The sequence below is a fragment of the Dietzia aerolata genome, assembly GCF_014144865.1.
Classification (GTDB): Bacteria; Actinomycetota; Actinomycetes; order Mycobacteriales; family Mycobacteriaceae; genus Dietzia; species Dietzia aerolata.
Map to the genome: position 1 here is coordinate 11,251 of NZ_JAALDM010000147.1, position 10,989 is coordinate 22,239.

The following is a 10,989-nucleotide window of genomic DNA, read 5'->3' on the forward strand; positions in this document are numbered from 1 at the left end:
GGCAGTGCGTACGACTACGTTCCCGACGACCAGTCGCGGAACAACCAGGGCTATCAGGCGTTTGTGGCGTTCCCCGGCTCGGAGACCGCGGGCGAGGCCCAGGGCACGATGGGCAGTGACGGCTCGTTCCGGGTCCAGCTCACCGTCCCAGGCCCCACGTTCACCGGCGCCGGCGGCAAGCGCATCGACTGCCTCAAGATGACCTGCGGCTTCTTCACCTGGGGCGCGCACGGCGTGCGCAACGGCGCCAACGAAACCTTTACGCCTGTTGAATTCCAGGGCGGTGCTGCCCCCGCGGCCGAGGCGCCGGCCGCTGCTCCGGAAGCCGCTGCCCAGGCGCCGGCCAACAATGGCAGCCGGTCGTCGGGTCGCGTGTCCGGCGCAGGGCGTTCTGTGAACCGGTCACAGGGCACGGTGTCGGTGCAGGGGTCGACCGATATCAGCGCGTCGGTCGATGATGGGGGAGATGCGGCGCCGGCTGAGGGCGACACGGCAACTGCTCCGGACAACGCGCCGATCGATGCAACTGGCGGCACCACCTCGCGCGGAGCCGCTGTGGTGGAGGTCGACCGGAAGTCGGCTCGTCCTGGCGGGGCGATGGGCTTCGCCGCGGCAGGCTTTTGGCCGGGTGAGCAGGTGTATGTGGTGCTCGGCGACGGCGCTGCGGCGGTTGGCCCGGTCGTGGCCGGCGTCGACGGCGAGGTCGCCGGAGTGATCGCCCTGCCCGAGGATCTGGAGGCAGGCACTCACGAGATCCGCGCCGCGGGTGCCGGTTCCGCGCTGGAGGCCGTCGAGCGCTTCCCGGTCCGGGTGGACATCGCCCAGGCTGCGTCGACGTCTGGCTTGCAGGGGTCGCTGAAGTGGATCTTCCTCGCCCTGGCCGCGCTGGTGCTGCTCGCGATGATCGCGGTGGTGGTCGCGCGACGGCAGCGCGCCGCCGCACGTGGTGACGGTTCAGAATTTGACGACGACGACACCACCATCGACCCGGACCGCCTCACCGGTCAGGACGCGAATCCAGGGTTGGCCGATCAAGACGGCCACTACGGAACCGGCCACTACGGAACCGGCAATTACCTGGGTGGCGAGCAGTGTTCCGGCGAGTCGCGGCCGTACGCGGACCCCCCGCAGGCTCCGTTCCCGCATCCGGCGATGGCTGGCGGCACAGCTCAGTCCACCACCTCGTTCGAGAAGAAGGATCTGCGATGACCCGGCAAGCACAGTCGCTGTTTCGCGAAGCATTCGCTCTCGCCCTGGCATTGGTCCTCGCGCTGGGGCTGATCGCCTGGGCGCCCACGGCGCGCGCTGAAGAGAGCGATTCTGCCGGAGTGAAGGAGGTGACCGGAGCGGAGCTGCGCTGGGGTGTGAACTCGGAGACCGGCACCAAGGGGCACGCACCGGGCACGTTCAACTTCCTCTACGCGGGCGATGTGTCGCCGCACATTTCGGGCCCCAACACGGCGATTCCCTCAAGCGCGTGGAGGTCGACGTCGGGTGATGTGACCATCCAAAAGCGCAATGAAGATGGAGAGCTCGCGACTGCCTCGTGGGCGGACACTCAGACAGACCGATCGGGCGCACCCCTGACCGCTGGGGCGCACAGCGGGTTGGAGATGCTCTTCTCCGGCGGCGAGGGCACCGTGGATGTCGAGTCCGGCACCGCCACCATCTCCTGGGATGGCACTGCCTCGATTGTCTACTACTCCGGATTTGTGTACATGACGCTGTCCGATCCGGAACTAAAGGTCACCCCGTCCTCGGCAAAAATCACCGCAACATTGGGCGGTCATAAGACTGATCGTAAAGATGCGAAATTGTGGGAGAAGATTACGCCACGAAACGTGACGATTGCTGATCTTCCCCGTGATTGCGTTGAATTGTCCGGGGAAAAGGGATTTGCTGTTTCTCCCGCCTATCTCGGTGTTGAGTATTCGGCCCCGACCGGGGCGGCTGAACAGAATCGGGATGGCGACAGCTGGGGTGCGTTCCCCACGAAATTCGTGGACTTCGCGAACGACACCGGGTCGGGTTCCTTCTGGTACTCGTCGGGCGGAACGGCTGATCCGATGAAGGTGGCGTTGCCGGTGTCGGTCGGATGGGCATCCAGAGGGTCGGACAACCTTACGGAGGCGTGCGACTCGCCGACGTCCGGCGGCACCTCTAAGGGCATTCTCGGCCAGGTCATCGACGACACGGTCGAGGACATCCTCCGCGCCGCCGGCACCGATGTGTCCGACACCGCCGCCGCGTGGATGGACGAGGCGTGGAAGCCCGCCCAGCCCGACGCGGTGAACGCTGCCCGAGCAGCCCAAGCGGGGCAGGGTGCTCAGGCAGGCGGTGGCGGCGTCGCCACGTCAACGGACTCGACTGTCAGCAGCGACCTGGTCGTGGACGAGGAATTCTCGGCCCAGTACGACGTGAGGTACAGCGCCCAGACCCCGATGACCGCGGGCACAGTGGCCGCGACGGTCGCCTCGGCACCGTCGACGAACCGGGGCACCTCGGGCGGGGGCAACGCTGCGCCAGCAGCGGCACCGGCGTCGACGACGGATCAGGGGACCGTGCCTGTCGCGGCGAACCTGCCGCTCAGCGATGTGGTCTACGCAAACACTTCCGCCTCCTCAGACGCGGATAACGCCCTCCCGCATTGGCAATGGTGGGTGGGTGGGGTGCTGCTCGCGCTCGCAGCAGGCCTTTTCTTGCAGACAGTTCTCAGAAAGGACTGACGTGAACGTTCTTCGTTCCAGGCTGACCCTCGCTGTCCGTCGCGGCGCTGTGATCAGTGCAGGCGCCGCACTCCTGGCCGGTGCGGTTCTGGCGCCGGTGGCGCAGGCCCAGGGCAGCTCGGCTGTCATCAACACCCTGTCGCAGTTCGCCGGCTCCGCGGATGCGGCAGCCGAGGACGGCCCCCGAATCTCCGTCTCGAAGTCGGTGATCAGCGAGGAGGGCGACACTGAGATCGTCGTCACCGGTGCGGGTTTTGACGACGATACTGTGGTCGGAACCCGTCGTCCGCTGCTGGGCAAGGGCGCCGGGATCTACGTGATCCTCGGCAAGTTCGCCGACGAGTGGAAGCCGTCCGAGGACGCCCCGTCGGCCAACCGCACCTCGATCTCGCAGTTCTGGGCCGTTGCGGCCGAGGACATGGAGGCCATCGGCGGAGCAAAGGGCGGCGCGATCGAGCTGGCCGAGGACGGCAGCTTCACCGCCACGTTCACCGTCTCCACGGCGCTCATCGAGGACGAGGCCGGCGACGCCGAGGGCAACCTGGGCATCTACACCTACCCGGGCAGCGGCGCCACGCACGCAGCGTGGGAGACGTTCCGGCCGCTCACCGTCGGCGCCCCCGCAGCCAGTGCTGAACTCCCACTGGGCTCGCTGGGCAGCCTGTTCGCCGAGAACCCGATCGACTGACCGGACGCCCGACCGCCTGATCGAGCACCCGATCCTCGACACCGAGGACCCGCACTTCTGACCGGGACGCCGGCCAGATCGCACGCGGCCCCGACACCTCCTGAGTTGGTGTCGGGGCCGACGTGTATCTGCAGGTAGACGGTGGTTGCGGTGGTTTAGGGGGACGACGACAACGACCCCACCCTCGAAGAATCGGGGGCAGGGTCGTCGTCGAAAAAAGGGCGTCTTCACGCGGGGTACCGCGCCCGGGGGCTCAGCAGATGCCGGCGCCGCAATAGGGCGCTGTGCTGTTACCAGCGCCGCGCCAGGGGGAGGGCTCAGCGAATGCCGGCGGCCTCTAGGTCGAGGAAGATGCGGTGGTTGAGCTCGAATGCGCGGGTAGCCGCGTCGAGGGCCTCGCGACGGTCTTCGTCGCTGAGGGGTAGCGCGTTGAGGGCGCTGCGGTAGTTGTCCTTGTAGACCTTGGGCTTGTCGATGTTGAACTCGTAGAAGGTCAGTCCGTCCTCGAGCCCGTAGTGGCGGCGCACCATGGTCCTGATGATCTGGCCGCCCGACAGGTCTCCGAGGTAGCGCACGTAATGGTGGCCGATCAGGGCGGCCGCGTTGCCCTCGCAGGCCTGCAGTTCGGCCACGTAATCCTCGACGGCGGGCACCACGATGTCGCAGGAACGTCCCGCCTGCTCGTGCGTCTGGAGGTCCGCGCGAAGGGTCTCGGTGCGGTCGAGCAGCGGGTCCAGGATCGGCTCGATGCGCGGATCCGCCCCGATGCCGCGGCAGGCCTCCTCGAGCGCCTCGTACACGGGCAGGGACTGCCGCAGGAGAGCCACCAGACCGTCCGCCGTGCCTTCCCCTCCCATTAGACGGGTAATGAAGGTCGCGGTTTCCGCACGCTCATGTGCCACCATCGTGGAATCGTGCAGCGCGGTGGCAAGTGGGGCGGGAATGGTGGTCTCCATTGAATCTCCAAGCTAATTAGGTTTGCCTAATGAGGATACGTTAAAGCGAGCTGAGGATCCATATCCGGAATGCAGACACTTCTGTGTGGTTTCGGTCGTGTGCGGATATGTGAAATGCCTCCGGGGGAGACGGGAATCCAGCCATTCCACGTCTTTCCCCGGAGGCATTACTCACTGCAGTTCATCGGCACCGAAGCGCGCCTGATGTGAGAGTCAGGCGATATTAGAACGGCAGGAAGCTGAACAGGTTGCCCAGCGAACCGAAGATGCCGCCGCCACCGTTGTTGTCGTTGTCATTGTCGTCGCCGGGGACGGTGCCTGTGCCGGTGTCATCGCCGCCGTCCCCGTTGTCGCCGCCATCTCCACCGTCGCCGTTGTCAGCGCAGGTCTCGGTGATGGTGAGGTGGACGGTGACGGGGTCCGCGACTGAGCCCGCTTCGTAGCGGCCGAACACCGGCACGAACTCCTCGTCGAGGGTGGCCGTGGCGGTGGTGGTGACCGTTCCGTCCTGCTCAAGGTTGAGCGCGGACGGAAGGGTGAAGTTCGCGGCGTCGGCCTGGGGCTCGGTCACCGGCGTGCCCGTCTCGGTCTTACCCGTGTAGTCGAGCTTGAGCACGCCGGTGGTGCCGGAGATCTCGACAGTCGGGTTGGACAGCGTGGTGTCGAGGGCGCCGCCATGGGCCTTGAAGTTGGCGTCGCCCGTGCCGGTCGCGGTGGCCGCGGTGGCGGAAGCGACGGTGCCCGAGGTCACGGGCCACACAATGCGACCGTCCGTGCCGGTCTCCTCACCCTGGAACGACACACCCTCAGACGGGGTGAGAACTCCATGGGCGAAGTTGCCGAAGAAGTAGGTGCGGAACGCCTGGTTGAAGCCCCACTCGATGGTGCCGCCGGTGACGGAGTACGTCACGTCCTCGGGGGCGCACGCTCCCTCGGCGGCGGAGGCGGCGGCCGGGATCGCGAGGCCGGAGAGGCCGATCAGGGCGGCGGAGGTCAGCGCGACGGCGCCGGTACGGGAAGCGAAGTGGGACAAGGCTCGGTCCTTCGTGTTGGTCGTATCGGGCAACTGCTGCGCCCGAATCGGAAACCTCAACTGAGGCGAGCCTTACCTTAACCATAGAAGGGCAGCCTTACCTTAACTAAGGTTGTGTGAGATGCATCACAGTGCGGAGCGCGGCCGCGTGGGCGCGGCTGCACGTCGAGTCGTGCCGCTCAGTGTTTGTGCAGGTTGGCGGTGGGAAGTGTCCGACGAAAGGGCTCAACGGGCAACGAGGTCGCCGCTGAGGAGAATTCCCGGAAGTCGCTCAACAAATGTTGCGGGAGGCCCTGGCTCAGTGGGCCGCGGCGACCCGACCGATGCGCTCGAACGTCTCGGTGAGGATCTCCTCCGAGCACGCGAAGTTCAGGCGCGCGAAGCCCTTGCCCTCGGTGCCGAAGGCCGGGCCGGAGCTCAGCGCCACGCGGCCCTCGGAGAGGAAGAGAGCGGCCGGGTCGTCGCCGAGACCCGGGTACCCGCGCAGGTCCAGCCACGCCACGAATCCGGAGTCGGGCCGGCGCCACCGCGCACGCGGAAGGTGCTCGGCCATCAGCTTTTCCATCAGGTCCAGGTTGGAGGCCAGGGCTGCGCGCATCTGATCGAGCCAGTCCAGCGAATCGACCAGCGCGGCCTCCCCGGCCAGCGCGCCGAAGTGGCCGGTCGCCCCCGACAGCGCCGACCGCCGGACCTTGAACCGCTCCGGATTGCCGTTGATGACGAACGCGCACTTCAGGCCCGCCAGGTTGAACGCCTTGGACGCCGATGACACCGCCAACCCCACCTCGCGCGCCGTCTCGGACACCGCCAGGAACGAGGTGAACTCCACGCCCGGCATGGTCAGCGGTGCCCAGATCTCATCGGAGACCACCACCGCGTCGTACTTCTTGGCCAACTCCGCGACGGCCGCCAACTCGGTGGTCGAATGCAGGACTCCGGTCGGATTGTGGGGATGGCACAGCAGCACGGCACGTGCGCCCTCGGCGAGAGCGGCCTCGATGCCGATGAGATCGAGGTGAGGGTCGTCGTCGTCGTACTTAATTAATGGCACTGATACCGGTGACAATCCCGCCCGGCGGATCCATGGGCCGAACGGCATGTATACCGGCGGCGAGTACACCACCCCGGCGCCGGCGGGCAGGACCCGCGCCAGGGATTCGCGCACGCCCACACCCACGTCGTTGACCGGCACGACCAGCTCCTCGGGCACCTCCCAGCCGAACCGGGAGTAGAAGTGCGCCGCGACGCCGGCGAAGCGCTCTACTTCTGTGAAGTAGCCGGTGTCGCCGTCGGAGACCGCAGCCGTCAGCCGCTCCTGGATCGCGGGCGCGAGCAGCACGTCGGTCTCGGCGACGAACAGCGGCAGCACGTCCTCGGGGTGGGCCTGCCACTTCTCGCTCCGGCGCTTGCGCAGCTCGGACTCCGGAACATCCAGGGGAAACGGCATGGCGATCCTTTCGGTCGGTGGTGCGGTCGGCGGGGCGTTCGGCGGTCGCCGGTCGGGAACCCAGGTTACGTCGCGGCCCCCTCACGGCGGCGGGCCCCGGCGGTGAGGACACCGTGACGGAGTGGCAACTGACGGAATCACCGCGGAAACAGGACGTTCGTACGGTTGCCCGGTATGAGACGCCGCGAGGGTGTCCGTCGCCAGAAGGGGAAACCGATGTCTCGCACACACGTCATCGAGAACTGGGATCCGGAAGATGCGGAGCAATGGGAATCCGGCGGTCGGAAGATCGCGATGCGCAACCTGCGCTGGTCGGTGTTCGCCGAGCACGTGGGATTCTCGGTGTGGACCCTGTTCGCGGTCCTCGTGCTGTTCATGCCGGAGGACGTCTATGGCCTCGACGCTCCGGACAAGTTCCTCATCTCGGCGGTCGTGACGCTCACCGGCGCGGTGCTGCGCATCCCGTACACGCTGGCCACGGCGGTGTTCGGCGGGCGCAACTGGACGATGTTCTCCGCGTTCGTACTGCTGATCCCGGCCACGGCGATGCTGTGGCTCATGGCCAACCCGGGCCAGCCGCTGTGGATGTACTTGGTGACGGGCATGATCGCGGGCCTGGGCGGCGCCAACTTCGCGTCCTCCATGACCAACATCAATGCGTTCTTCCCGCAGCGCCACAAGGGCTGGGCGCTGGGCCTCAACGCCGGCGGCGGCAACCTGGGAGTGGCGACCATCCAGGTGGTGGGCCTGGTGGTGATCGCGATCGCCGGCAACCGCTCGCCGCACTGGGTCGTAGCCATCTACCTGGTGCTCCTGGCCATCGCCGGCATCGGCGCGGCCTCGCGGATGGACAATCTCACCGGCCGGCCTGTGGACGTGCAGTCGATGAAAGACGTGGCCCGCGACCGCGACGACTGGGTCCTGTCACTGCTCTACATCGGTACCTTCGGCTCGTTCATCGGCTTCAGCTTCGCCTTTGGCCAGATGCTCACCATGACTTTCCTCGGCAACGGGCAGACCCCCGCGGAGGCCGCACTCCACGCCGCGCAGCTGACGTTCCTCGGCCCACTGCTGGGCTCGCTCACGCGCATGGCGGGTGGCCGCATCTCGGATCGGATCGGCGGCGCCCGGGTCACGCACATAACGTTCTGGGCGATGGCCGTCACGACCCTCGCGCTGGTCTACACCTCGTACCTGCAGGCCAGCAACGGCGGCACCCTGTCCGGCGGCGCGCTCGCCCTGTTCTTCATCGCGTTCCTCACGCTCTTCGGTCTGACCGGCCTGGGCAATGCGTCGGTCTACACGATGATCCCGGCGGTCTTCGAGGCGCGCAGCCGAGGACTGCGGCTGCCCGAGTCGGAGCGCGCGGATTGGTCGCGCTCGCACGCCGGGGCGCTGATTGGCGTGGCCGGCGCGGTCGGCGCGCTGGGCGGGTTCGCGATCAACATGACGCTGCGCAGTTCCTACCAGGCATCGGGCACCGCGACCGCCGCGTTCATCGCCTTTGCCGCCTTCTACGTGCTCGCCGCGCTGGTCACCCGGGCGCGCTACCTGCGGCGACCCACGTCGGTGAAGGCGGGGGAGGCAGCCTCGCCGGGGGAGGCGGGGGAGTTGGAGCCCGCCGCGCGCTGATCGCGGGGGAGGACCGGGACACGTCGCCGGTGACGACGGTGAAAACAACAAGCACGACTACGACGACGACGAGGAGTGCAGACCATGACCGCACACAGTGAACCGGCGACGTACGCGAGCGACGAATCACAGGTCGGCCGGGTCTCGGATGAGGCGGCTGGACAGTCGATGAGCGAGGCGGCGGGACGGCAGGTCGCCGAGCACACGCACTGCCCGTACTGCGCGCTGCAGTGCGCGATGATCGTCACCCCGGCAGACGGCGGCCCGTACGTGGAGCCCGTCTGGTTCCCGACCAATCGAGGCGGACTCTGTCGCAAGGGCTGGACCTCGGCGCTGTTGCTCGACCACCCCGAGCGGATCACCACGCCGCTGATCCGGGCGGGTGGTGAGCTCGTTCCGTGTGACTGGGACACCGCGTTGGACCGTGTCGTGGACGGCATCCGGCGGGCGCAGGAATCAGGTGGCCCGGACGGGGTGGCCGTGTTCGGCGGGGGCGGGCTCACGAACGAGAAGGCCTACCAGCTGGGCAAATTCACCCGACTCGCGCTGGGCAGCAGGTTGATCGACTACAACGGGCGCTGGTGCATGTCGAGCGCGGCGGCGGCGTCGAACCGCAGCTTCGGCGTGGACCGCGGACTGCCGTTCCCCGTGTCCGATCTGACGAGTGCACGATCGGTCCTGCTCATCGGCGCCAATCCTGCGGACACCATGCCGCCGTTCCTCCAGCATCTCGACACCGTCGCGAACGCCGGCGGCCTGGTGGTGGCCGATCCTCGGCTCACCGCGACAGCGCGGCGCGCGATCGACGGCGGCGGCGTGCACCTGCGACTGAGGCCCGGCACGGATGCTGCGCTGCTTCTGGGGTTGCTGCACCTTGTCGTCGTCGTCGGAAAATACGACCCGGACTACATCGCGGCGCGCACCACCGGCTTCGACGAGGCGTGGGGCCAGGCGGCGGCGTGGCTGCCCGAACGCACCGAACGGGTGACCGGAGTCTCCGTGGCGCAGCTCGAACGGACCGTGGAACTGCTGGCCGCCGCACGCGACGCCGACGCCGGCGCCTACGTCCTGACCGCCCGCGGCGCCGAACAACACGCCGACGGTACAGATGTAGTGGGTGCCGCGATCGCGCTGGCATTGGCCCTCGGACTGCCCGGCCGAGCGCGTGCCGGATACGGAACCATCACCGGCCAGGGCAACGGGCAGGGCGGGCGCGAACACGGGCAGAAGGCCGACCAACTTCCCGGATACCGGTCCATCACCGACCCGGACGCCCGCGCGCACGTCGCCGGCGTGTGGGGCGTGGACCCGGCCGAGATCCCGGGGGCAGGGGTGTCGGCGTTCGAATTGTTGGACTCGCTGGGCAGTGCCGGCGGACCGACCGCGATGCTGCTGCACGCCTCCAACCCCGTGGTCTCCGCGCCCGACGCCGACCGGGTCTGCGAGCGGCTCAGCGCGCTGGACACGCTGGTCGTGGCGGATTTCCTGCTGTCGGAAACGGCGGCGCTCGCGGACGTGGTGCTGCCCGTGCCGCAGTGGGCCGAGGAGGAGGGCACGCTCACCAATCTCGAGGGGCGGGTGATCCGGCGGCGGCGGTCGGTCACCCCGCCCGAGGGCGCGCGCGATGAGCTGTGGATCTGGCACGAGTTGGCGCGGCGTCTGGATCGCGGGCCGGAGCGGTTCCCGGTCGACCCGCGCGAGGTCTTTGACGAACTCGCCCGCGCCTCGACCGGCGGAAAGGCCGACTACTCGGCGATCACGTGGGACCGGCTCGATGCGGGGGAGGCGGTGCACTGGCCGTGCGGGGCCGACTCGCCGGACGGAACGCCGCGGCTGTTCACCGAGCGGTTCGCCACCGAGGACGGGCGGGCGCGATTCTGCGTGGGTCCCGTACGCCCGCCCGCCGAGATGCCCGACGCCGAGTTTCCGCTGCTCGGGACCACCGGCCGGGTGCTGTCGCACTACCAATCCGGCGCGCAGACCCGGCGGATCGCCGAGCTCGACGCCGCCGAACCCGTCGCCTGGGTGCAGGTCCACCCCGTCGTGGCGGCCGGTGCCGGGCTCGCCGATGGTGACACCGCGCGTGTGGTCTCCCGGCGTGGGGCAGTGCAGGCGCAGGTGCGGTTCGACGAGGACATGCGCACCGACACGGTCTTTCTCCCGTTCCACTTCGCCGGCGCCGGGAGGGCCAACATCATGACGCTGCCCGAGCTGGACCCGGTGAGCCGGATGCCTGAGTTCAAGGTGTGCGCCGTGCGGATCGAGGCGCTGTGATCGGGGTGGTGGGCGCGGCGGGTGTTGCGGATGCGGTGGGCGTTGCGGATGCGGCAGACGTTGCCGCCGGGGCGAATGGTGGCCCGATGCGCGTGGTGATTGTGGGCGCCGGGATGGCCGCCGCGCGCCTGGCGGAGGAGCTGCGCGCGGGTCAGCCGGACCCGGCCCTGCTCGCGGTGACGGTGCTCGGCGCTGAGCCCGACGAGCCGTACAACCGGATCATGCTCTCGCAC

At 68.3% G+C, this 10,989-nt stretch carries 7 protein-coding genes and 1 pseudogene; 5 read left to right on the plus strand and 3 right to left on the minus strand.

The features are described from left to right. From G6016_RS09690 to G6016_RS09700, 3 genes and pseudogenes are all read left to right on the plus strand, one after another. A pseudogene (locus tag G6016_RS09690) lies at positions 1-1,209 on the plus strand (hypothetical protein); the annotation flags it as partial. Continuing rightward, complete coding sequence (locus G6016_RS09695; RefSeq protein WP_182632464.1) at positions 1,206-2,726, plus strand: HtaA domain-containing protein; 1,521 nt, start codon at positions 1,206-1,208, stop codon at positions 2,724-2,726. The pseudogene G6016_RS09690 and the gene G6016_RS09695, both read left to right, overlap by 4 nt. A gap of 1 nt (position 2,727) precedes the next feature. Further along, positions 2,728-3,414 carry a hypothetical protein gene (locus tag G6016_RS09700; RefSeq protein ID WP_182632465.1) on the plus strand — a complete coding sequence of 229 codons (687 nt, stop codon included), beginning with the start codon at positions 2,728-2,730 and terminating at the stop codon, positions 3,412-3,414. A 317-nt stretch (positions 3,415-3,731) separates the two neighbouring features. On the opposite strand, the gene G6016_RS09705 is transcribed toward G6016_RS09700, so the two are convergent. The 3 genes from G6016_RS09705 to G6016_RS09715 form a co-directional block, all read right to left on the minus strand. Next, positions 3,732-4,370, minus strand: coding sequence for a biliverdin-producing heme oxygenase (locus G6016_RS09705; RefSeq protein WP_182632466.1), 639 nt, complete (start codon positions 4,368-4,370; stop codon positions 3,732-3,734). Positions 4,371-4,593: 223 nt separating this feature from the next. After that, entirely contained in the window at positions 4,594-5,403 is an 810-nt protein-coding gene (locus G6016_RS09710; RefSeq protein WP_182632467.1) for an HtaA domain-containing protein, read from the minus strand. Between the two features lie 298 nt (positions 5,404-5,701). Beyond that, positions 5,702-6,850, minus strand: coding sequence for a MalY/PatB family protein (locus G6016_RS09715; protein ID WP_182632468.1), 1,149 nt, complete (start codon positions 6,848-6,850; stop codon positions 5,702-5,704). A 216-nt stretch (positions 6,851-7,066) separates the two neighbouring features. Between G6016_RS09715 and G6016_RS09720 the strand changes: the two genes are divergently transcribed. Together G6016_RS09720 and G6016_RS09725 are read left to right on the plus strand one after the other, a co-directional pair. Next, positions 7,067-8,482, plus strand: coding sequence for a nitrate/nitrite transporter (locus G6016_RS09720; RefSeq protein ID WP_182632469.1), 1,416 nt, complete (start codon positions 7,067-7,069; stop codon positions 8,480-8,482). An 84-nt stretch (positions 8,483-8,566) separates the two neighbouring features. After that, entirely contained in the window at positions 8,567-10,756 is a 2,190-nt protein-coding gene (locus tag G6016_RS09725; protein WP_446682114.1) for a molybdopterin oxidoreductase family protein, read from the plus strand. Positions 10,757-10,989 lie beyond the last annotated feature (233 nt).

What these genes read in the sequence shown, in the direction of transcription:
- G6016_RS09715 (WP_182632468.1), bottom strand. Translation starts at nt 6,850, where the DNA reads ATGCCGTTTCCCCTGGATGTTCCGGAGTCCGAGCTGCGCAAGCGCCGG.
- G6016_RS09705 (WP_182632466.1), bottom strand. Translation starts at nt 4,370, where the DNA reads ATGGAGACCACCATTCCCGCCCCACTTGCCACCGCGCTGCACGATTCC.
- G6016_RS09725 (WP_446682114.1), top strand. Translation starts at nt 8,567, where the DNA reads ATGACCGCACACAGTGAACCGGCGACGTACGCGAGCGACGAATCACAG.
- G6016_RS09695 (WP_182632464.1), top strand. Translation starts at nt 1,206, where the DNA reads ATGACCCGGCAAGCACAGTCGCTGTTTCGCGAAGCATTCGCTCTCGCC.
- G6016_RS09720 (WP_182632469.1), top strand. Translation starts at nt 7,067, where the DNA reads ATGTCTCGCACACACGTCATCGAGAACTGGGATCCGGAAGATGCGGAG.